Source organism: Paraburkholderia domus, from assembly GCF_905220705.1.
GTDB lineage: Bacteria > Pseudomonadota > Gammaproteobacteria > Burkholderiales > Burkholderiaceae > Paraburkholderia > Paraburkholderia domus.
On the sequence record NZ_CAJNAT010000015.1, the window covers coordinates 140,296 to 162,119 of the forward strand.

The 21,824-nt window shown below is 61.9% G+C and carries 22 protein-coding genes; 8 read left to right on the plus strand and 14 right to left on the minus strand.

Annotated features, from left to right (window positions below; genetic code table 11):
• Positions 1-106: 106 nt before the first annotated feature.
• The 4 genes from KHO31_RS23860 to ugpB form a co-directional block, all read right to left on the minus strand.
• The gene (locus tag KHO31_RS23860) at positions 107-1,195 is read right to left on the minus strand and encodes a sn-glycerol-3-phosphate import ATP-binding protein UgpC (protein WP_201079486.1); all 1,089 of its coding nucleotides are present in this window, start codon (positions 1,193-1,195) and stop codon (positions 107-109) included.
• A gap of 96 nt (positions 1,196-1,291) precedes the next feature.
• On the minus strand, positions 1,292-2,137 hold the full coding sequence (gene ugpE, locus KHO31_RS23865) for a sn-glycerol-3-phosphate ABC transporter permease UgpE (RefSeq protein ID WP_201079484.1): 846 nt from the start codon (positions 2,135-2,137) through the stop codon (positions 1,292-1,294).
• Entirely contained in the window at positions 2,134-3,018 is an 885-nt protein-coding gene (ugpA, locus tag KHO31_RS23870; RefSeq protein WP_201079482.1) for a sn-glycerol-3-phosphate ABC transporter permease UgpA, read from the minus strand. The genes ugpE and ugpA overlap by 4 nt, the downstream gene beginning before the upstream one ends.
• Positions 3,019-3,092: 74 nt before the next feature.
• Positions 3,093-4,418, minus strand: coding sequence for a sn-glycerol-3-phosphate ABC transporter substrate-binding protein UgpB (gene ugpB / locus KHO31_RS23875; protein ID WP_201079480.1), 1,326 nt, complete (start codon positions 4,416-4,418; stop codon positions 3,093-3,095).
• 319 nt (positions 4,419-4,737) lie between these two features.
• Here ugpB and KHO31_RS23880 point away from each other — a divergent pair, with 319 nt between their 5' ends.
• Complete coding sequence (locus KHO31_RS23880; RefSeq protein ID WP_201079478.1) at positions 4,738-5,715, plus strand: glycerophosphodiester phosphodiesterase family protein; 978 nt, start codon at positions 4,738-4,740, stop codon at positions 5,713-5,715.
• A gap of 97 nt (positions 5,716-5,812) precedes the next feature.
• Here the strand turns inward: KHO31_RS23880 and ychF are convergent, their stop codons facing one another.
• The gene (ychF, locus tag KHO31_RS23885; protein WP_211624245.1) at positions 5,813-6,907 is read right to left on the minus strand and encodes a redox-regulated ATPase YchF; all 1,095 of its coding nucleotides are present in this window, start codon (positions 6,905-6,907) and stop codon (positions 5,813-5,815) included.
• A gap of 293 nt (positions 6,908-7,200) precedes the next feature.
• On the opposite strand from ychF, the gene KHO31_RS23890 reads away from it, so the two are divergent.
• From KHO31_RS23890 to KHO31_RS23910, 5 genes are all read left to right on the plus strand, one after another.
• Complete coding sequence (locus tag KHO31_RS23890) at positions 7,201-7,563, plus strand: hypothetical protein (protein ID WP_201079474.1); 363 nt, start codon at positions 7,201-7,203, stop codon at positions 7,561-7,563.
• A gap of 66 nt (positions 7,564-7,629) precedes the next feature.
• Positions 7,630-8,802: a UbiH/UbiF family hydroxylase gene (locus tag KHO31_RS23895; RefSeq protein WP_201086118.1), complete on the plus strand. Its 1,173-nt coding sequence runs from the start codon at positions 7,630-7,632 to the stop codon at positions 8,800-8,802.
• 122 nt (positions 8,803-8,924) lie between these two features.
• The gene (locus KHO31_RS23900) at positions 8,925-9,650 is read left to right on the plus strand and encodes a DsbC family protein (RefSeq protein WP_201079471.1); all 726 of its coding nucleotides are present in this window, start codon (positions 8,925-8,927) and stop codon (positions 9,648-9,650) included.
• A gap of 94 nt (positions 9,651-9,744) precedes the next feature.
• Entirely contained in the window at positions 9,745-11,535 is a 1,791-nt protein-coding gene (locus KHO31_RS23905; protein ID WP_211624247.1) for a M61 family metallopeptidase, read from the plus strand.
• Positions 11,536-11,689: 154 nt separating this feature from the next.
• The gene (locus KHO31_RS23910; RefSeq protein ID WP_201123503.1) at positions 11,690-12,286 is read left to right on the plus strand and encodes an FMN-dependent NADH-azoreductase; all 597 of its coding nucleotides are present in this window, start codon (positions 11,690-11,692) and stop codon (positions 12,284-12,286) included.
• Between the two features lie 176 nt (positions 12,287-12,462).
• Here KHO31_RS23910 and KHO31_RS23915 read toward each other — a convergent pair whose 3' ends face one another.
• The 8 genes from KHO31_RS23915 to rpe all read right to left on the minus strand — a co-directional run bounded on the left by KHO31_RS23915 (position 12,463) and on the right by rpe (position 19,772).
• Complete coding sequence (locus tag KHO31_RS23915; RefSeq protein ID WP_201123505.1) at positions 12,463-13,299, minus strand: uracil-DNA glycosylase; 837 nt, start codon at positions 13,297-13,299, stop codon at positions 12,463-12,465.
• Between the two features lie 73 nt (positions 13,300-13,372).
• Positions 13,373-13,999: a CYTH domain-containing protein gene (locus tag KHO31_RS23920; RefSeq protein WP_201108350.1), complete on the minus strand. Its 627-nt coding sequence runs from the start codon at positions 13,997-13,999 to the stop codon at positions 13,373-13,375.
• A gap of 39 nt (positions 14,000-14,038) precedes the next feature.
• Positions 14,039-14,824: an indole-3-glycerol phosphate synthase TrpC gene (gene trpC / locus KHO31_RS23925; RefSeq protein WP_201079461.1), complete on the minus strand. Its 786-nt coding sequence runs from the start codon at positions 14,822-14,824 to the stop codon at positions 14,039-14,041.
• Between the two features lie 18 nt (positions 14,825-14,842).
• Positions 14,843-15,874 (minus strand): anthranilate phosphoribosyltransferase, encoded by a 1,032-nt coding sequence (gene trpD / locus KHO31_RS23930; RefSeq protein WP_201079459.1) that lies wholly within the window; start codon positions 15,872-15,874, stop codon positions 14,843-14,845.
• 17 nt (positions 15,875-15,891) lie between these two features.
• Complete coding sequence (locus KHO31_RS23935) at positions 15,892-16,479, minus strand: aminodeoxychorismate/anthranilate synthase component II (protein ID WP_201079456.1); 588 nt, start codon at positions 16,477-16,479, stop codon at positions 15,892-15,894.
• Positions 16,480-16,492: 13 nt separating this feature from the next.
• On the minus strand, positions 16,493-17,986 hold the full coding sequence (gene trpE, locus KHO31_RS23940; protein ID WP_201079454.1) for an anthranilate synthase component I: 1,494 nt from the start codon (positions 17,984-17,986) through the stop codon (positions 16,493-16,495).
• A 370-nt stretch (positions 17,987-18,356) separates the two neighbouring features.
• The gene (locus tag KHO31_RS23945; RefSeq protein ID WP_211624249.1) at positions 18,357-19,073 is read right to left on the minus strand and encodes a phosphoglycolate phosphatase; all 717 of its coding nucleotides are present in this window, start codon (positions 19,071-19,073) and stop codon (positions 18,357-18,359) included.
• Positions 19,074-19,088: 15 nt separating this feature from the next.
• Positions 19,089-19,772: a ribulose-phosphate 3-epimerase gene (rpe, locus tag KHO31_RS23950; RefSeq protein ID WP_201079450.1), complete on the minus strand. Its 684-nt coding sequence runs from the start codon at positions 19,770-19,772 to the stop codon at positions 19,089-19,091.
• A 277-nt stretch (positions 19,773-20,049) separates the two neighbouring features.
• Between rpe and apaG the strand changes: the two genes are divergently transcribed.
• Positions 20,050-20,424, plus strand: a complete 375-nt coding sequence (apaG, locus tag KHO31_RS23955; RefSeq protein ID WP_201079448.1) for a Co2+/Mg2+ efflux protein ApaG — start codon at positions 20,050-20,052, stop codon at positions 20,422-20,424.
• Between the two features lie 46 nt (positions 20,425-20,470).
• Here apaG and KHO31_RS23960 read toward each other — a convergent pair whose 3' ends face one another.
• Positions 20,471-20,632 (minus strand): hypothetical protein, encoded by a 162-nt coding sequence (locus KHO31_RS23960; protein WP_181448382.1) that lies wholly within the window; start codon positions 20,630-20,632, stop codon positions 20,471-20,473.
• A gap of 28 nt (positions 20,633-20,660) precedes the next feature.
• Here KHO31_RS23960 and mltA point away from each other — a divergent pair, with 28 nt between their 5' ends.
• Entirely contained in the window at positions 20,661-21,785 is a 1,125-nt protein-coding gene (mltA, locus tag KHO31_RS23965) for a murein transglycosylase A (RefSeq protein WP_201079446.1), read from the plus strand.
• The last annotated feature ends 39 nt before the right edge of the window (positions 21,786-21,824 follow it).

Sequence of the window (21,824 nt, forward strand, 5' to 3'; positions counted from 1 at the left end):
TCGAGCGCGGCTTCGAACCCCGCGACGCCCCGCGCGCGGGCGGGTTGTGCAGATGGCATTGTACTTCGGGGCGGGGGTGGGACGGCAGAGGGCGTCCGCGGTGACGTCAGTTTGCGCGTCGTCCCGTCGACGGATCGAAGAAATGCAGATGCTGCGCGGGCAACGCGACTTGCAGCGTTTCGCCTGCTGCGGGCCGATGCGTGTGCGGCAAGCGGACCGTCACGTCGTGTTTGCCCCAGCGGCCGTGCGCGAGGTTGTCTGCGCCCAGCAGTTCGCAGGAATCGACGGTCAACGTGGCGTTCGCAACGTCCGCTTGCCCTGGCGTCATATGCTCCGGGCGGATGCCGAGCGTCCATTCGCGGCCCTTGGCGACTTCGTGGCCGATCGACGCGACGCCTGTGAGCGGCAGCTTCGGCCCGTTGCCTGCCATCTCGAACATCGAACCGTCATCCGACACCCGGCCTTCCAGCAGATTCATCCCCGGCGAGCCGATGAAGCTCGCGACGAACACCGTCGCCGGGCGTTCGTAGACCTCGGTCGGCGCGCCGATCTGCTCGGCGTGACCCTTGTTCATCACGATCACGCGCTGCGCCAGCGTCATCGCTTCGATCTGATCGTGCGTGACATAGAGGCTGGTCGTCGCGAGTCGTGCATGCAGGCGCTGGATTTCGAGGCGCATCTGCACGCGCAGGCGTGCATCGAGATTCGACAGCGGTTCATCGAACAGAAACACCGCCGGCTCGCGCACGATCGCGCGGCCCATGGCGACGCGTTGCCGCTGACCGCCCGACAACTCGCGCGGCTTGCGTGCGAGCAGCGGTCCAAGTTCGAGAATCTGCGCCGCAGCGTCCACGCGCTTCGCAATCTGCGCGCGATCGACGCCTGCGATCTTCAGCGCATAGCCCATGTTCTCGGCGACGCTCATGTGCGGATAAAGCGCGTAGTTCTGGAACACCATCGCGATGTTGCGATCCTTTGGTTCCAGGCGATTGACCACTTTGCCGGCGATCGAGATGGAGCCTTCGGAAATACCTTCGAGCCCAGCCACCATCCGCAGCAAGGTCGATTTGCCGCAACCCGACGGACCGACCATCACGACGAACTCGCCGTCCGCGACGTCCACGTCGATGCCGTGCAACACGAACTGTTTGCCGTCGTAGGTCTTTTTAACGCTTTGCAGAGTCAGTGCAGCCATGCCGTTTTAGCCTTTTCGTTGCTTGCCGCGCGTGCCACGCTTTGCGCGGTGTTCCCGATTCCATGTCCAACCCGAAGCTCGCCCAAGCTGCGCGAGTTACTTCTCTGAGTCCACCAGTCCGCGCACGAACCAGCGCTGCATCGTCAGCACGACGGCGAGCGGCGGCAGCATCGCGAGCAGCGTCGCGGTCATCACGAGATGCCATTCTGTTGCGGTGTCGCCAGACGCGATCATGCTTTTGATGCCGACCACCGCCGTGGTCAGCGATTGCTGGCTCGTGATCAGGATCGGCCACAGATATTGATTCCAGCCGTAAATGAACGTGATGACGAAGAGCGCCGCCATATTCGTCTTCGACAACGGCAGCACCACGTCCCAGAAGAAACGCATCGCCCCGGCGCCGTCGATGCGCGCCGCTTCCATCAGCTCGTCGGGCAGCGTCATGAAGAACTGGCGGAACAGGAACGTGGCGGTGGCCGATGCGATCAGCGGCAAGGTCAGGCCGCTGTACGTATTGCTCAGATGCATCGACGACACGACCTGCACGGTCGGGAAGATACGCACTTCGACCGGCAGCATCAGCGTGATGAAAATCAGCCAGAACGACAGATTGCGAAACGGGAAGCGGAAAAACACGATCGCATACGCGGAGATCATCGAGATGGCGATCTTGCCGATCGAAATCACCAGCGCCATCACGAGGCTGTTGAACAGCATGCGGCCGAACGGCGCCGCCGCATTGCCGCTGCCTTGCGACCATACCGTCGCGATGTTCTCGAATAAATGCGTGCTTGGCACCAGCGAGAGCGGCACGCTGAACACTTCCTGCTCACTCATCGTTGCCGCGCAAAACGCGACGTACACCGGAAACACCACCAGTACGACGCCGAGAATCAGCACCGCATGGCAGAAGAGGTCGAAACCGCGGCGATTCTCGATCATGAGTATTGAACTCTGCGTTCGATGAAGCGGAATTGCACGACCGTCAAGGCGACGACGATCACCATCAGGATGACGGACTGTGCGCCCGAGCTGCCGATGTCCAGTCCCTGGAAGCCTTCGGCGAAGATCTTGTAGATCAGCGTGCGGGTGGATTGTGCCGGGCCGCCGCCGGTGGCGGCGTCAATCACCGGAAAGGTGTCGAAGAATGCATAGGTGATGTTGATCACCAACAGGAAGAAGCTGGTCGGCGAGAGCAGCGGCAGGGCGATGCCGAAGAAGCGCCGCACCGGACCGGCGCCGTCGATCGCCGCCGCTTCGATCAGCGAACGCGGAATCGCCTGCAAGCCGGCATAGAAGAACAGAAAGTTATAGCTGACCTGTTTCCATACGGATGCCAGCACGACCAGAAACATCGCCTGGCCCGCGTTCAACGCGTGATTCCATACGATGCCGTACTTGGCGAGCGCATAGGTGACCAAGCCGATGCTCGGATTGAACAGGAACGACCACAACACCGCGGCGATCGCGGGCGCGACCGCATATGGCCAGATCAGCAGCGTTTGGTAGGCCTTCGCGCCGCGCGTTACGCGATCCGCGCAGACTGCCAGAAGTAGCGATATCACCAGCCCCGACACCGTGACGAGCGCGCAGAAAATCAGCGTTGTATAGAACGACGACAGATAAAGCGGATCGGCGAATAACTGCTTGAAATTCGCCAGACCGACAAATTCACTCGACGTGCCGAACGCGTCCTGGCTCTGCGTGGATTGCCACAGCGCTTCGCCTGCCGGCCACAGAAAGAACAGCAGCGTGATCAGGAGTTGCGGCGCGACGAGCAGGTAGGGCAGCACGCTGGTGCCGAAGCTGGAGCGCTTTTCCATCGAAGATTCCCAGGTTCTGCTGCAACAAAGGGTTTCGGTGCGGGAGCACCGAAACCCTGCCGACTAATTAATGCTTAGTTGCCGGCTTTCTCGAAGCGGCGCAGCAACTCGTCGCCGCGCGCCACGGACGAATCGAGCGCCTGTTGCGGTGTCTTCTTGTCCGCCCAGACCTGTTCGAGTTCTTCGTCGATGACGGTGCGGATCTGCGGCATATTGCCCAGACGCAAGCCCTTCGTGTATGGCAGGGGCGGCTTGTTGAGCATCTGCTTGATCGCCGTGTCGCTACCCGGATTCTTCTCGTAGAAGCCTTGCTGCTGCGTCAGTTGATAGGCGGCGGTCGTGACCGGCAGATAGCCGGTGTCCTGATGCCACTTCGCGGCAACCGGCGCCGACGACAGATACGCGAGGAATTTCGCCACGCCCTTGTACACCGCCGGGTCTTTACCCGAGAGCACCCACAGGCTCGCTCCGCCGATGATCGCGTTCTGCGGCGCGCCCTTCACATTCGCGTCGTACGGCATCATGCCGGTACCGAAGTTGAACTTCGCGTACTTCTTGATCGTGGCGAGCGAACCCGACGAGTTCGTGATGATCCCGCAGTCGCCGCTATAGAACTTCGACACCGGTTCGTCCTTGCGGCCAACGTACGTGAAGGTGCCTTCCTTCTGCATGTTCTGCAGGAACTGGATGTGCGCGACCTGCAGCGGCTTGTTGAATTCCAACTGGGCGTCGGCACCGTCGAAACCATTGTTCTTCGACGCAAACGGCGCGCCATGCCAGGCGCTATAGTTTTCGAGCTGAATCCAGCTCTGCCAGCCTGATGAATAGCCGCACGCCATGCCCGACGCCTTCAGCTTCTGCGCGTCCACCTGCAACTCGGCCCAGGTTTTCGGCGGCTGATTCGGATCGAGCCCGGCTTTCTTGAAAGCGTCCTTGTTGTAGTACAGCACCGGTGTGGAGCTGTTGAACGGCATCGAGATCAGTTCGCCGGTTTTGGCGTCGCTGTAGTAGCTGGCAATGGTCGGCACGAAGGCCTTTTCGTCGAGCGGCACGCCGGCTTGCTTGAACACGTCCGAGACCGGGATCACGGCCTTCTTCGCCTGCATCATCGTGGCGGTGCCGACTTCGTAGACTTGCAGAATGGCTGGTGCGTTGCCGCTGCGATAAGCGGCGATGCCTGCGGCGAGGGTCTGGTCGTACGTGCCTTTGAACACCGGCACGATCTTGTAGTCGCTTTGCGACGCATTGAACGCGTTGGCGATGTCGTTCAGACGCTCGCCGAGGGCGGCTTCCATGCCGTGCCAGAACTGGATTTCAGTGGCGGCATGAGCCGCCTGGCTGATGCCGAAGCTCAATACGGCGGCAACGGAAAGCGAACGGAACAGCGGCTTGCAACTCATCGATTTGTCTCCTAACCGGAACGGGCGCGAATGCGAATCGCGCGATTCTATTTGTGTTCGATGACAGTCTGGCGTCGGCCGCCGAGCGGCAGTCCGCTTTTTGACAGGCGCCAAATGCCGCAATTTAACATCGCTGCCACAAAACGGAAACAATGGGCTTCTGAAGACGCCGGTTTGCGCTAGGTCAAGGCCAAACGTCGACTGGCGAACATCGCCGCGAGCGCGGGGTCATGAAGGGTAGCGGGGCGAGTAGACGGGTGCCGGGGCTATACCTTCATTGGGCACGCACTATCATGACGTTCGTCAATCAGGATTCCATATGCTTCGACCAATGCGATTTGCGCTGTGCAGTACGGTGATGGGCCTTGTGTTGGTCGGTTGCCCCTTGACGCGCGTGGCGGCGGACAGTGGCGCGCTGCCGGTTGCCATCTTGCCGAAGATCGTCGCTCATCGCGGCGGCACGGGCGACGCGCCCGAAAACACGCTCGAAGCGATTCGCCAGTCGATCGCGCATCGTGCAGACGCCATGTGGCTCTCCGTCCAGTTGAGTAAAGACGGAGTACCTGTTCTGTACCGTCCCGCAGACCTGTCGGCGCTGACTGACGCGAAGGGCCCGGTTTCAGCGCACACCGCGGCGGAACTCGCGCGTGTGAATGCAGGCTGGACTTTCCGTCGAGGTGACACATACCCGTATCGTGCCCAGCCGGTGGGTATTCCCACCCTGCGTGAAGCGCTGCGTGCGATCCCCCCGAGCATGCCGGTCGTGCTGGATATGAAGGCGATGCCTGTGCAGCCGCAAACTCAGGCAGTGGCCCAGGTGCTAAGCGAGGAGAATGCGTGGTCGCGCGTCACGATCTATTCGACCGATCAGCAGTACCAGCAGAGCTTCGGCATTTATACGCAGGCCCAGCTTTACGAGTCACGCGATGCAACCCGTCAACGCTTGTTGGGTGTGCTGCTCAACCAGGGCTGTGTGGATGCACCCGCGCAACATACGTCAACAGCGTTTGAGATGCACCGGGCACTGACGGTGGTCGAGCAGTTCACGTTGGGTGAGGGTCGTTCGGAAGTGACGGCGACCCTGTGGACGCCGGCTACGGTTGCCTGCTTCAGGCGGAACCCGGACGTGCGGATTCTCGCGATCGGGGTGAATAGTGCCGCCGATTATCTGGCGGCGGCGTGTATGGGGATCGATTCGGTGCTGGCGGATTCACCGTTGCAGATGGCTGCGATCAAGTCGGGTGCGGTCATGCCGTTGCAGTGTGCAGCGCAAAACGCAACCGGGGTCTCGCAGTAAAACAAAAAGCCCGCAGCGAGCGGGCTTTTTGTTCTATCGGGATACCGCTGCGGCTTTTAGCGTGTTGCCAATCGACGCCTCGCGCCGCAGCGAAGCCTTAAACGTTGAACAGGAAGTTCATCACGTCGCCATCGTGCACGACGTATTCCTTGCCTTCCGCGCGCATCTTGCCGGCTTCCTTCGCGCCTTGTTCACCCTTGTAGGTGATGAAGTCGTTGAAGGCGATCGTCTGTGCGCGAATGAAACCGCGCTCGAAATCAGTGTGGATCGCGCCCGCTGCCTGCGGCGCGGTGTCGCCGATATGGATCGTCCATGCGCGCACTTCCTTCACGCCTGCTGTGAAGTAGGTTTGCAGACCCAGCAACTTGAACGCCGCGCGAATCACGCGGTTCAGGCCCGGCTCTTCCATGCCCATGTCGGCGAGGAACACTTCCATATCCGCTTCGTCGAGGTCGGCGATTTCCGCTTCGATCGCCGCGCAAACAGCGACGACCGGTGCGCCTTCGGCTGCTGCGAACTTCGTGACCGCGTCGAGGTGCGGATTGTTGTGGAAGCCATCGTCTTTCACGTTGGCGACGTACATGGTCGGCTTCGCGGTGATCAGGCAGAACGGCTTGAGCGTGGTTTTTTCTTCATCCGACAGATCGAGCGCGCGCACCGGCTTGGCCTGGTCGAGCTGAGCGCGCACTTTTTCCAGCACCGCGGCGTTCTTGATGGCTTCTTTGTCATTCCCCGACTTGGCGGCCTTCGAATAGCGCGACAGCGCCTTTTCGACGGTCGCGAGGTCGGCGAGCGCCAGTTCGGTGTTGATCACTTCGATATCGGACAGCGGATCGACCTTGTTCGCGACGTGAATCACGTTCTCGTCTTCGAAGCAGCGCACCACGTGCGTAATCGCGTCGGTTTCGCGGATGTTGGCGAGGAACTGGTTGCCCAGACCTTCGCCCTTGCTCGCACCGGCCACGAGACCGGCGATGTCGACGAATTCCACCACGGCCGGCAGGATGCGCTCCGGCTTGACGATTTCAGCGAGCGCCTTCAGACGCGCGTCCGGCACTTCGACGATGCCGACGTTCGGCTCGATCGTGCAGAACGGATAGTTTTCGGCGGCGATGCCCGCCTTGGTCAGCGCATTGAACAGGGTGGACTTGCCGACGTTAGGCAGGCCGACGATGCCGCATTTGAGGCTCATGGAAATCCTTCAGTGAATCAGTAAGTTGCGTGATGCGCTCGACGCTGTGTGCAGGATTCGAAAAGCCTTCGCGCCTGGCGTGGCGGAGGAAGCGCAGCGGAGCGGGACAAGACACCAGATCGGGGCGTTGCCTCGACGATTCTGGGCGAGTTTTGTCACGGAAAGCGCAATTGTAACCCGTTCGGACGGGCGTCCTGGGAAGGGCGCGAGAACCGTGCTTACCGGGAAATATTTTGTCAGAGCATTGTAATATGCAGGTCCGGGGCCGCTAGAGCCCTTTCCGAGGATGCACGATGACAATAAAAAGATGGGGCTGGTGGGGATTGGGCGCCGCGCTGATAGGCGCTGGTGTGATTGCCGGGCTATCGCCGAACTACGAAGACGCTCAGGCGGCAACCGATCGCCAGACGGTGGACTGCATGGCCAAGCAACTCACGCAGGACGATAAACGCAGCATTGCTCAGTTCGCCGATACCAATGATTTCGACTCGCTGTGGCGTGTGTACGACCGGGTTTTCCCAGAATGCACCGTACGGGGGGACCAGCGGGACCGAAAGAGCGAACTGGTGACGAGCGCGTGGAGAGTCCTTTCGACAGACCGTGAATTCATGCGTTTGCGCGAAGCCAATGCGGCGCACGCCGCGCTTGGACACTAGGTTTTCGGGCCGAAATGCCGCACGGCTCGAGCCGTCCCCAGCAACCCCCGCGGCTATAATGCGCGGATGAACGCACACCACCAGACTTTTGATGCCGCCGTGATCGGCGGCGGGCTTGTCGGCAAGACCGCGGCGCTGGCGCTGACGCAAGGCGGACAGCGCGTGGCGCTGCTCGCGCAACCCTGCGCGGCGCTGCCCGCTGGCGCCACCTTCGACTCGCGGGTCTACGCGCTGTCGTCGAGTTCGCAGGTGCTGCTGGAGCGGTTGCGGGTGTGGCAGGCGCTCGATCTGTCGAAGCTTGGGCCCGTCTACGACATGCGCGTCTACGGCGATGCGCACGCCGAACTCCATTTTTCGGCATTTCAGGCGTCCGTGCCGCAACTGGCGTGGATCGTCGAGTCGTCGGTGATCGAGCGTGCACTGGATGCCGCGCTGCGTTTTCAGCCGAATCTCACCTGGATCGACACGCGTGCTCAGGCGCTCGACTTTACCGCCGAGGGCGCGAGCGTCGGCCTTGCCAACGGTAATGTGGTCGAGGCCGATCTGGTGGTCGGCGCGGACGGGGCGCATTCGTGGGTGCGCGCGCAGATCGGTTCGAAAATGATCCGGCGCGACTATAAGCAAACCGGCGTGGTCGCGAATTTCAAGGCTGAAAAGCCGCACAGCGAAACCGCCTATCAATGGTTCAAGGACGGCGAAATCATCGCGCTGCTGCCGATGCCGGACGGCCACATGTCGCTGGTCTGGTCGGCACGCACCGAGCACGCCGAGCAACTGCTCGCGCTCGATCCGGCGCAACTCGCGGCCGAAGTCGAACGCGTGACGGGCGAGCAGTTTGGCGCTTTGGAATGCGTGACACCCGCGCAAGGCTTCCCGCTCGCGCTGCAAACCGTCGACAAGCTCGTGGCGCCGCGCGTCGCGCTGGTCGGTGATGCCGCGCATCTGATTCATCCGTTGGCGGGCCAGGGCATGAACCTCGGTTTGCGCGATGTCGCGGCGCTTGCCGAGACGGTCGCCGGCAAGGAAGCGTTCCGCGATCTCGGCGACATGGTGCTGCTGCGCCGCTACGAACGCGCCCGCCGCGAAGACATCCGCGCACTGATGATTGCCACCGACGGCCTGCAAAAGCTCTTTTCGGCACCGGGTCCGTTCGCCAAGGTGTTGCGCAATACCGGCATGGCGTTTGTCGGCGCGCAGCCGTTCATCAAGCGCTGGCTGGTGTCGGCCGCGCTGGGGTAAAGCGCCCGAGCCCACATACCCGGCCGGCGAGGCGGGTATCATGAACGGATGGACACCATTCCGGTCAGACCAGAAACGTCCCAAAACGCGCACCGCGCGCGATTGAACTCCAGGAATTCAGCATGAAAAAAACCTTCCGCATCGCGGCCGTCGCGCTCGCGATCGCTGCCGTGACGATCGGCTGCTCGGCGCAGGCCGATCAAGCCACCGACAAGCTCAAGGCCACGCTGCAAACGCGTCTAGCCGACGTGACGATCAAGAGCGTGACGAAGTCGCCGATTGCCGGCCTCTACGAAGTGAACCTCGGCTCGCAGATCATCTATAGCGATGCGAACGGCGACTACCTCATGCTCGGCGACATGGTCGACGCGAAGACCCGCAAGAATCTGACCGAAGCGCGTCTGTCGGAAACCAATCGCATCGACTTCGCGAGCCTGCCGTTCGCGAACGCGGTGAAGGTCGTGAAGGGCAACGGCGCGCGCAAGATCGCCGTGTTCTCCGATCCGAACTGCCCGTACTGCAAGCAGCTCGAAACGACGCTCAAGTCGATCGACAACGTCACGGTCTACACCTTCCTGTACCCGGTGCTGTCGCCTGATTCGACCGCGAAGTCGAAGTCGATCTGGTGCTCGACCGACCGCGCGAAGGCATGGGAATCGTGGATGCAGGACCATCAGGCACCTACCGCGGCCGGCACCTGCGATACCGCAGCGATCGACAAGAACCTGGCGCTCGGCCGTGCGATGAACGTCGAGGGCACGCCCACGGTATTCCTTGCCGACGGCCGCCGCTTGCCCGGCGCCGTGCCGGCAGACCGGCTGGACAAGGAAATGTCCGCCGTGCGCTGAGCGCATGGCACAGTCGAAAAGAGGAGGCGCGAAGTGCGCCTCCTTTCACATCAAGCCCGAACATCCCCGCCAGAAAATCTCCTAATCGCCGCCGATGAAGCTGATCCGCTACACCATCGTTCCGAAGCAACCCGACGCCCATCTGTTCGAAGTTACCGTGACCGTCGCCGATCCCGATCCGGCCGGCCAGCGTTTCATGCTGCCGGTGTGGATTCCGGGCAGCTACATGGTGCGCGAATTCGCCCGCAACATCGTCACGCTGCGCGCCGTCAACGACGCGGGCCGCAAGGTGCGCGTCGAAAAGACCGACAAGCACACGTGGCAGGCCGCGCCGGTCAAAGGCGCGCTGACGCTACGCTACGAGGTGTATGCGTGGGATCTGTCGGTGCGCGCCGCGCATCTTGACGATACGACCGGTTTTTTCAACGGCACCAGTGTGTTTCTGGCGCCGCTCGGTCATGAGGAAGCGCAGTGTGTCGTCGATATCCAGAAGCCGGAAGGCGCGGCGTATCGCAACTGGCGCGTCGCGACCGCACTTCCGGAAGCGCGCGGCACGAAGCGCTACGGCTTCGGCGAGTATCGTGCGCAGAACTACGACGAGCTGATCGATCACCCGGTCACACTGGGTGAGTTCGCGCTGGCGACGTTCAAGGCGCACGGCGTCCCGCACGACATCGTGGTCGCGGGGCGCGTGATCGGGCTCGATATGGCGCGTCTGTCCGCCGATCTGAAGCGCATCTGCGAAGAGCAGATTGCGTTGTTCGAGCCGAAGTCGAAGAAGGCGCCCATGGATCGCTACGTGTTCATGACGCAGGCCGTCACCGATGGTTATGGCGGACTGGAACATCGCGCTTCGACGGCGCTAATCTGCAATCGCGGCGATCTGCCGGTGGAAGGCCAGGATGCGCCAACCGAGGGTTACCGAACCTATCTCGGTCTGTGCAGCCATGAATATTTCCACACCTGGAACGTGAAGCGGATCAAGCCGGCCGCATTTGCACCGTATGACCTGAGCGTCGAAAACTACACGTCGCTGCTGTGGCTGTTCGAAGGCTTCACCTCGTACTACGACGATCTGATCCTCGTGCGCAGCGGCGTGATCTCGCCGGACGACTATCTCGGCATGCTCGGCAAGGTAGTCGGTGGCGTGCTGCGCAGCAGCGGCCGTCAGAAGCAGACGGTGGCCGAGAGCTCGTTCGACGCGTGGGTCAAATACTATCGGCAGGACGAAAACGCACCGAACGCGATCGTCAGCTATTACACCAAGGGCTCGCTCGTCGCGCTCGCATTCGATCTGACGATTCGCGCGCAGACCGATAACCGCAAATCGCTCGACGATGTGATGCGTCTGCTGTGGCAGCGGTTTGGGCACGATTTCTATCGCGGCAAGCCCGTCGGCGTCGAGGAAAGCGAGATCGAGGCGATTTTTGCTGAAGCGACCGGTGCGCAACTGGGTGAATTGTTCGCCGAAGCCGTGCGCGGCACGCGCGATCTGCCCCTCGACACGCTGCTCGCGCCGTTCGGTATCACGCTTGCGCCGGAACTGGACAAGAACGGCAAGCCGTCGCTCGGCGCGCGCGTGCGTGGCGGCGCGGATTGCACACTGGCTGCAGTTCACGACGGCAGCGCGGCGCAAAAAGCCGGTCTCTCGGCGGGCGACGTGCTGATCGCGCTCGACGGTCTGCGTGTCACCGGCTCGAATCTTGATTCGCTGCTTTCGCGCTATCTGCCGGGCGCAAAGGTCGAAGTCCACGCGTTTCGCCGCGACGAGCTGCGCACGGCGCAAGTCAAGCTGGACGGGCCTGAGGTGGCGCGCTACAAGCTCACCGTGAGCGATAAACGGCCCGCCGCGCGCAAGGCGCGGGAGCGCTGGCTAGCAAGCTGATCGTAATCCCGGGCGGCGTTAATCGACGGTTCAAAGCGGGGGATTGTTCTATTGGTGCAACAATCCTTCGCTGCCGGATGGCTTTTTCCCGGGGCGGTAAAAAATCACAATGGCTCCACTCGCGCAAAACTGCGCGCCCCTACTGGAGTCAACCATGACCACGATCCTGCAAATCAACTCAGCAGCCCGCTCGCAAGGCGCGAACTCGACACTGCTCGTCAACGAGCTGACCGCAAAGCTGCAACAATCGAATCCGGGCGCGCAAGTCGTCGTCCGTAACCTGCAAGCTGAACCGCTGCCGCATCTGGACGACGCCGTCCTCGGCGCGTTCTTCACGCCTGCCGACCAGCGCACGCCGGAACAAGCCGCAATCGCTGCTCGCAGCGAAGCGCTGATCACCGAACTGCAAGCCGCCGACATCGTCGTGATCGGCGCTCCGATGTACAACTTCGGCATCTCGTCGCAACTGAAGACTTACTTCGACTTCATCGCACGCGCCGGCATCACGTTCCAGTACACGGCGAACGGTCCGGAAGGTCTCGTGAAGGGTAAGAAGGTCCACGTAGTTTCGGCACGCGGCGGCAAGTATGTCGGCACCCCGAACGACAGCCAAACGCCGTATCTGAAGAGCTTCCTCGGTTTCCTCGGCATGACCGATGTGAACTTCATCTACGCCGAAGGCCTGAACATGGGCCCGGACGCTGCGACCGCCGCATTGGCTGGCGCGCGTGAAGCGATCGCTGCTGCGTAAGGTTTGAGGTTTGTCTCGCGCCGCGTGACTGCGGCGCGGTGGAATGAAAAAACGCCACGGGGTGTGATTCCGTGGCGTTTTTGCTTTTGCGGCTGCGATCTCTGGGACCGGCACTCGGCCTCCGGTTTTCGGTCTCTGGCCGTTGGCGGGTGCCGGTGAGTTTCGCGCGATAGGCGTTATGCCAGCATCTGCGCTTCGTCAGGCAAGCGCCAGTCGATCGGTTCGCGGCCGTGCTTCGCGAGATATTCGTTCGCCGATGCAAAGTGCCCGCAGCCGAGAAAGCCGCGATGCGCTGACAGCGGCGACGGATGCGGCGCTTCCAGAACGTAATGCGATTTGCCGCCGAGCAGCGCGCGTTTGGCTTGCGCATGCGCACCCCACAGCATGAACACGAGGCCGTCATGGCGCATGGCCAGTTCGTGGATCAGCGTATCGGTGCATTTCTCCCAGCCGCGTTTCGCGTGGCTCGCAGCCGAATCGCGCTCCACGGTCAGCACGGTGTTCAACAGCAGCACGCCCTGTTTGGCCCATGTGTCGAGGCAGCCATGACGAGGCGGTTCGTGGCCGAGGCTGGCGGCGATTTCCTTGAAGATGTTGCGCAGCGACGGCGGCGTGCGGACGCTCGGCGCTACGGAAAACGCCAGTCCGTGCGCTTGCGGCGTATCGCGATCTTCGCCGTGATACGGGTCCTGGCCGAGGATCACGACTTTGACTTCGTCGGGACTGGTGAGGCGCAGGGCCCGGAAGACGTCCGCGGGATAGACGGTTTTGCCGGCTGCGCGCTCACCGTCGACGAAACGGCACAACGGCGCGTAGGCGTCGCTTTCGATGAACGGGTTGAGGTGCGCGCGCCAGGCGGGGGGTAGAGCGGCGAATTGGGCTTCGAGCGTGGGCGGCGAGTCGGCGGCTTTGGGTGTCTGCAACTGTGCGGTTGCGTCGACCGATGCGGCCGAGGTGTCGTCGAATAACGAGGCTTGCGACGATTTGGAACGGGTGCGGGAGGCGGAGGTCATGGCGGGGAAGTGTCGCAGTAAACGCGGGCTGGCTCAAGGTGTGGATGCCGCGTGGTTTGGCATACCTTGCTGCTCAGCCGGCTCGCAATTGATAGCCGCGCTGAGCTTTGCTGATATTGTCCGGCGCCAGCCCATTTACCTGCTTGCCGAGTTCTTTCGCCAGCGCATTGAGCGCCGCTTCGTCCCCGGACTTCAGTTCAAGTTCGACTTCCGAGATCGGCGCGCTGCGTGTCTCGCCGTTGACCTCGGCGATAACGTCGCCCTGATCGATCGCAGCTTCGACTTTCGAGCCATCGAGTTCAACATTCCACAGCGTGCGCGTGAAATTCGTGCGGAACAGTTCGATCAGTTCGGGCGCGGCTTGACGCAGAGCTTCCGCGGCGGTGGGCTCGTCACACTGATGCAGCAATGCTTCGATCTCCAGCTTTTCGTCCGCCACGGGCATTTCCCATTCGTGCCGGCTGTGTAGGCCATCCTTGGCGTTACCCACCGTCTTGAACGTTTGCAGCCAGCCGTCCGGCGTGTGCCGCAGTCGCAGCGCACTTTTCGACGTAGCCAGCGCAAGCCTCGGCGTGTCGAAGTAGATATTTGCCAACTCGATCGGCCGACCCTCGTCGCCGGTGCGCGCGACGAACCACTGCGTCGCCGCTTTCACCTGGCTTGCCGGCAGTGCCAGCTTGATTTCACGTTCCATTGCCATCGTGTGCTCCGCAGCGTCCGCTGAATGTTGAAATCGCGCTTAGAAAAACATCCGCGCAAGTTCCACACCCGGCTCTTCTGCACGCATGAACGCCTCGCCGACGAGGAACGTATGCACGTCCATCGCCCGCAGACGTTCGACATCCTGACGCGACAGAATGCCCGACTCCGTGACGACGATGCGGTCGTCAGGAATCGATTCAAGCATGCCGATGGTCGTCTCAATCGAGGTTTCGAAGGTACGCAGATTGCGGTTGTTGATGCCGATCAGGGGTGTCTTCAACTTAAGCGATTCCACCAGTTCATTGTGGTCATGTACTTCAACCAGCACCGCGAGGCCCAGCGAATGCGCGAGCGCTTCGAGGTCCTGCATCTGCGAGGTTTCCAGAGCGGCAGCGATCAGCAGGATCGCGTCGGCGCCCATCGCGCGGGCTTCGACGATCTGGTACGGATCCACGATGAAGTCTTTGCGCAGCACCGGCAGATTGCAGGCGGCGCGCGCCTCTTCGAGATACGCAACGCTGCCCTGGAAGAACTGTACGTCGGTGAGCACGGACAAGCAGGCCGCACCGTGTTTTTCATACGAACGGGCAATCTCGGCCGGCACGAAGTTTTCGCGCAGCACACCTTTCGACGGGCTTGCCTTCTTCACTTCGGAAATGACGGCGGCCAGACCGGCCGCGTGTTTCGCGCGTAATGCGCCGACGAAATCGCGGATGTCGCGCGACGACGCTTCGAGGCGCAGTTCTTCGAGCGGCGCGCTCTGTTCAGCCGCGCGGACTTCTTCACGTTTGACCGCGATGATGCGGTCGAGGATGTCGCTCATGAGTGTCTCGCTACGTAGTTACTGCTTGAATTGCTGGGTGAACCGGATCAGCTCGTCGACCTTCGCCCGTGCCTTGCCGCTTGCGATCGCTTCGCGCGCCAACTGGATGCCGTCCGCAATCGACGCCGCCACGTTCGCTGAGTAAAGGGCCGTGCCCGCGTTCAGCGTGACGATCTCACGCGCGACGCCCGGCTTGTTGTCGAGCGCTTCGAGCAGCATCAGTTTGGATTCGGCGGCGTCGGCCACTTTCAGCGTGCGGTTCGACACCATCTGCATGCCGAAGTCTTCCGGATGGATTTCGTACTCGTGCACCTCGCCGTCGCGCAACTCGCCGACTTGCGTGGCCGCGCCGAGCGAGACTTCGTCCATGCCATCCATGCCGTACACCACCAGCACGTGCTTGGCGCCAAGGCGCTGCATCACGCGCACCTGAATGCCGACGAGGTCGGCGTGGAATACGCCCATCAGCTGATTCGGCGCGCCGGCCGGATTGGTCAGCGGTCCGAGAATGTTGAAGATGGTCCGTACGCCGAGTTCGCGGCGCACCGGCGCGATGTTTTTCATCGCCGGATGATGGTTCGGCGCGAACATGAAGCCCATGCCGGTTTCCGCAATCGAGGCCGCTACCTGTTCCGGCTGCAGATCGATATTCACGCCGAGCGCTTCGAGCACGTCCGCGCTGCCCGACTTGCTCGACACGCCGCGGCCGCCATGCTTCGCGACCTTGGCGCCCGCCGCAGCCGTAACGAACATGGTTGCAGTGGAAATGTTGAAGGTTTGCGAGCCGTCGCCGCCGGTGCCGACGATATCGACGAAGTTCGAGTTGTCCTGCACCTCGACGTGCCGGGCAAATTCACGCATCACCGTGGCAGCAGCGGTGATTTCGCCGATGGTCTCTTTTTTGACGCGCAGGCCGGTGATGATCGCCGCCGACATCACGGGTGACAGTTCGCCGCGCATGATGAGCCGCATCAGGTGCAGCATTTCGTCGTGGAAAATTTCGCGGTGCTCGATGGTCCGTTGCAGCGCTTCCTGGGGCGTAATCGACATGATTTCGTCTCTCTTCATTAAGCGTTGCGGTGGGCCGTCTTCGACTGCTTCACGAAGTTTTCGAGCAATGCGTGGCCGTGTTCGGACAGGATCGATTCCGGATGGAACTGCACGCCTTCCACAGCCAGTTCCTTGTGACGCACGCCCATGATTTCGCCGTCTTCGGTCCATGCGGACACTTCCAGGCAGTCCGGCAGCGATTCGCGTTCGATCGCGAGCGAGTGGTAGCGGGTCACGACGAAATGCTTCGGCAGGTCGGCGAACACGCCTTTGCAGTCGGTTTCGATCGTGCTCACCTTGCCGTGCATGATGGTTTGCGCACGCACCACGCGGCCGCCGAATGCTTCGCCGATCGCCTGATGGCCGAGGCAGACGCCCAGAATCGGCGTCTTGCCGGCGAATTCGCGCAGCACGTCGAGGGTGATGCCGGCGTGTTGCGGATTGCTCGGGCCGGGCGACAGGCAAATGCGCTCCGGGTTGAGCTTCGCGATTTCGTCCAGCGTGATTTCGTCGTTGCGATAGGTGAGCACGTCTTCGCCGAGTTCGCCGAAGTACTGCACCAGGTTGTAGGTGAACGAGTCGTAGTTGTCGATCATAAGCAGCATGGTGTGTCTCCGGTCAGAAGTCGCTATCGAGGCCGTCTTGAACCTGCTCGGCGGCGCGCAGGACAGCGCGCGCCTTGTTCTCGGTCTCTTGCCATTCGGATTCCGGCACCGAATCCGCGACTACACCCGCTGCCGCCTGCACATACAGATTGCCGTTGTGGATCACGCCGGTGCGGATCGTGATCGCCATATCCATTTCGCCGGTGAACGACAGATAGCCGACCGCACCGCCGTAGAGGCCGCGCTTCACCGGTTCCAGTTCGTCGATCAGTTCCATCGCGCGTACTTTCGGTGCGCCGGACAGCGTGCCGGCCGGGAAGGTGGCACGCAGCACGTCGAAATTGGTGGTGCCGGGCTTCAGCTTGCCTTCGACCGAGCTCACGATGTGCTGCACGTGCGAGTACTTTTCGATCACCATCTGATCGGTGACGACCACCGAACCGATCTGCGAAATCCGGCCTACGTCGTTACGGGCGAGGTCGATCAGCATGACGTGTTCGGCGATTTCCTTCGGATCGTTCAGGAGTTCGGTGGCGAGCTCGGCATCGCGTTCCGGCGTGTTGCCGCGCGGACGTGTGCCGGCGAGCGGCCGGATCGTCACGATGCGATCTTCGCCACGTTTTTCCTGACGTACCAGGATTTCCGGCGATGCACCGACTACGTGGAAGTCGCCGAAGTTGTAGTAATACATATACGGCGACGGATTCAGCGAGCGCAGCGCGCGGTACAGCGAAAGCGGATTGTCGCGATACGGCTTGGTCAGGCGCTGGCCGACCTGCACCTGCATCAGCTCGCCGGCCGCGATGTATTCCTTCGCTTTGCGGACCGCTGCCAGATAGTCGTCTTTCGCAAACTCGCGGTAAGTCTCGGTGCGCACGCTGGCCGACGTGACTGGCGGTTGCACGGTCGAGCGCAAACGCTGACGCAATTCACGCAGACGCTGCTTGGCTTTTGTGTACGCCTCGGGCTGCGTTGGGTCCGAGTACACCACCAGGTAGAGCTTGCCAGCGAGGTTGTCGATCACCGCGACTTCTTCGGTGAGCAGCAACTGAATGTCCGGCAGGTTCAGATCGTCTTTCGGTGCGGTGTGCGCGAGCTTTTTCTCGATGTAGCGCACCGCGTCGTAGCCGAAGTAGCCCGCCAGACCGCCCGCGAAACGCGGCAGACCGGGGCGCTGCGCCACTTTGAAGCGGCCCTGGAATTGCTGGATGAACTCGAGCGGATCGCCCTCGTGCGTTTCGACGACTTTGCCGTCCCGTACGACTTCCGACACGCCGTTACGGGTGCGCAGCAGCGTGCGCGCCGGCAGGCCGATGAACGAATAGCGGCCGAAGCGTTCGCCGCCCACTACCGATTCCAGCAGGAACGAGTTGGCGCCGTTGCGTTCGCTCTGCGCGAGCTTCAGATACAGCGAAAGCGGCGTTTCGAGGTCGGCGAGCGCTTCGGCGATCAGCGGAATGCGGTTGAATCCCTCGTTGGCGAGGGACTGGAATTCGAGTTCGGTCATGTTCCGATCCTGTACGTACGTCAGACGACACTATGCGTCGGACAAAGCGGGACGTTGCGTGGCCGGTCAGGCGTTCGTTCGACGTTTCGACACGATGATACCGACCGGCGCGAGTTTTCCACCGACGCACGCAAGGGGTTTCAGCGCACAGAGGTACTTTGCAGGTACACGATGGCCGAATCAACCGATGCAGCGAAACAAGGTGATGGAAAAAACGCGTGAGCGCAGCGAAGTAAAAAACGGTTGCCGAAGACGAGCTTCAGCGTACCTCAGGCGAGGTTAGCGCGACCAGCGACGCCAGGGCCAGGCTCCCCGGTCGATGCTAATCAGACTCCGTTTTTTATTCAGAAACATGAGGATGAGGGACTTTTCAAGTCGTGGAATGGTGCGCTGCGATAGCCTTGGCGGCATCGAGCAGCGAGGCAACTATACCATCGGATTTTATTTCTTGTATAGCTCGGCCGTGGTTGTAGCCGTACGGCAGCGTCAGCGTTGCCATGCCCGCCGCGCGGCCCGCCAGCGCATCGTTTTCCGAATCGCCGATCGCGACCGTGGCATGCGGCGGGACGCCTAGCTGCGCCGCGGCGGTGAGCATCGGCAGCGGATCAGGTTTCTTTTTCGGCAGACTGTCGCCGCCGAGCACGACGCTGAAATACTGGCTGAGTCCGTATTGCCCCAGCAATTCGACCGCGAAACGGTGCGGTTTGTTGGTTACACAGGCGAGTTTGAGGCCGGCGTCGCGCATCGCTCTGAGCCCTGCTTCGACGTCGGGGTACAGTCGCGTGTGTATGCCGTTGATCTTTGCGTATTCCGCCTGATAGATGGCGAGCGCCTCGTCGAAACGGTCCTGTGCGTGGTCCGTTTCGAAGCGCTGAGCCAGCACGCTACGAATCAGATTCTCCGAGCCCTTGCCGATGTAGCCGACCACCTCTTCGCGCGAGGTTTCCGCCGCGTCGAGTTGCGCCAGCATGCCGTTCAGACCGGCGGTGAAATCGTCGGCGGTATCGATCATCGTGCCGTCAAGGTCGATGATCGCGGCTTGCAGGCGCGGGCCGGTGAAGGTCGGAGCAGGGAACGGAGTCGTCATCTTTAGTGCGGGATATCAGTGCGCGATGTTGGCGAGTGCGGCGCGCATCTTGTCGATCACTGCCTTGTGATCCGGCGCGCCGAAGATCGCTGAGCCCGCCACGAACGTGTCCGCGCCAGCCGCCGCGATTTCGGCGATGTTATCGACCTTCACGCCGCCGTCCACTTCGAGATGAATCTCGCGGCCGGTCTTTTCCTTGTAGGCGTCGATCCGCTTGCGCGCTTCGCGCAGTTTGACGAGCGCCTCAGGAATGAACGATTGACCGCCGAAGCCCGGATTCACCGACATGATCAGCACCAGATCGACCTTGTCCATCACGTAGTCCAGATGGTTCAGCGACGTGGCCGGGTTGAACACGAGGCCGGCCTTGCAGCCGTGGTCGCGAATCAGTGACAGCGTGCGGTCGATATGGTCCGAGCCTTCCGGGTGAAAGCTGATCAGATTCGCGCCGGCCTTGGCGAAGTCCGGCACGATGCGGTCGACCGGGCGCACCATCAGGTGCACGTCGATCGGCACGTCTACGTGCGGGCGGATCGCTTCGCAGACGAGCGGGCCGATTGTCAGGTTCGGCACGTAATGGTTGTCCATCACGTCGAAGTGAATCCAGTCGGCGCCGGCGGCGACAACGTTGCGGACTTCTTCGCCAAGGCGGGCGAAATCGGCGGACAGAATGCTGGGGGCGATGCGGAATTGCGTCATGGCGGGGGCGGATGCAAGCGGGAAAACGCCATTTTACCGTTTTGTGCGCTTCCGAACCGGCTCGCAGTCGGTTTGGGGCCGGCACCGGAAAGGCGCGGCAAAAGTGACAAAACGCCTTAGCGGCCCTCGGCCAGAGGGATTTGTCCGGTTGCGGGCGTGCCGCGCATCAAGCAGAATGCCAAACCATAAGCGCCGCTTTGCCAATGCGCCCGCAAACCATTGGCGTTCGGGGCTTTCCGCGATTTTTTACACCCCGTTTCACCAGACCGGAATCAGGATGAGCCAGTACGAATTCAGCGTCTCGGCGCAGGTGCAGTTTCTGCCCGAAGAGTCGGACCCGGAGCGCCGCCAGTATGCGTTTGCATACACGCTGACTATCCGTAACAGCGGCCAGGTGCCCGCGCAATTGATTGCGCGGCACTGGGTGATTACCGACAGCGACAACAATGTCCAGGAAGTAAAAGGCTTGGGCGTGGTCGGGCATCAGCCATTGCTCAAACCGGGCGAGCACTTCGAATATACGAGTTGGGCCGTGATCGCCACGCCGGTCGGCACCATGCGCGGCGACTATTTCTGCGTGGCGGAGGACGGCGAGCGCTTCGACGCACCCGTGCCCGAGTTCATTCTGCGTATGCCGCGTACTTTGCATTGAACCGAGGGCGCGACTCGCGGTCTTTAAAAAGCTTTGCGGCGCAACTTTACTGAGATTTTTGCTGCTTTTGCTGTTCATTGGTGGCGGCGCGCGCGGCCTTTTTCTTGCCGGACGACGTCCAGACAACGATAAAGACGAGCAGGAAGAGCGCGAGGAGCGATTCCAGCGCGAAGATGAGCATCGGGTATTCGTCGAACAGATCAGACATGGCGGTTTCCATCAAGAACGAACATTGTATGCGTTTTGTCCGCACGGCCGGAGCATGGCTCGGGGCGCTTTCGGTCGCGGTGATGCTGGCGTCCTGCGGTGGCGGTGGCTCGATCCGGCCTTCGGTTTCGCCGCCCACGGGTGCCGCGATCATACCTGGACAGATCGCCGCGACGCGGCTGACAGCCGTGGCCTGGCAGCAGGTGCCGGGGTGGCAGGACGATTCCCTGATCGGCGCAACGGCTGCGTTGCGGCAAAACTGCCAGAGGCTTGCGCGTCAACCGAACTGGGCCCGCGCATGCGCGGCGGCCTCGCAGATCGACGATCTGGACGTCACCGGCGCGCGAGCGTTTTTCGAGGCGTATTTCACGCCGTTCCAGCTAGCCAATAACGACGGTACGCTTGACGGCCTCGTCACAGGCTACTACGAGCCGTTGCTGCGCGGTTCGCGTACGCGGCATGGCGTGTATCAAACGGCGCTGTACCGCTGGCCATCCGGTTATCGCGCGGGTGCGCCACTGCCGGCACGTGCGCAACTCGAGCGCGCGGGCGTGCTCAATGGCAATGAACTCGTGTGGGTCGACGATCCGATCGAAGCCTTCTTCCTGCAAGTGCAAGGTTCCGGGCGCGTCGTGATGGAAGACGGCAGCGTGATGCGGGTCGGATTTGGTGGCACGAACAATCAGCCGTACAAGTCGATTGGGCGGTGGCTGCTCGATCGCGGCGAATTGACGCCGGCGCAGGCGACCATGCAAGGCATCAAGGCATGGGCGCGAGCCAACCCCACGCGGGTCGACGCGTTGCTCGATACGAATCCGCGTTTCGTGTTTTTCCGCGAGATGCCGTCGGGCGAGAGCGCGCCGAGCGGCGCGGCAGATGGTCCAATCGGTGCACTGGGTGTGCCATTGACGCCGGAGCGGTCGATCGCGGTGGATCCCACTTCGATTCCGCTCGGGACGCCGGTGTTCTTGCAGACCACGCGTCCGTTGACAAATTCGCCGATGAATCGTCTCGTCTTTGCTCAGGACACGGGTTCCGCGATTAAAGGCGGCGTGCGCGCGGACTACTTCTGGGGCCTCGGCGACGATGCCGGCGATCTGGCCGGCAAGATGAAGCAGGGCGGCCGGATGTGGTTGTTGCTGCCGAATTCGTGAGGGTATGCAAGGTCGGCATATTCGATAACGGCGCTGACG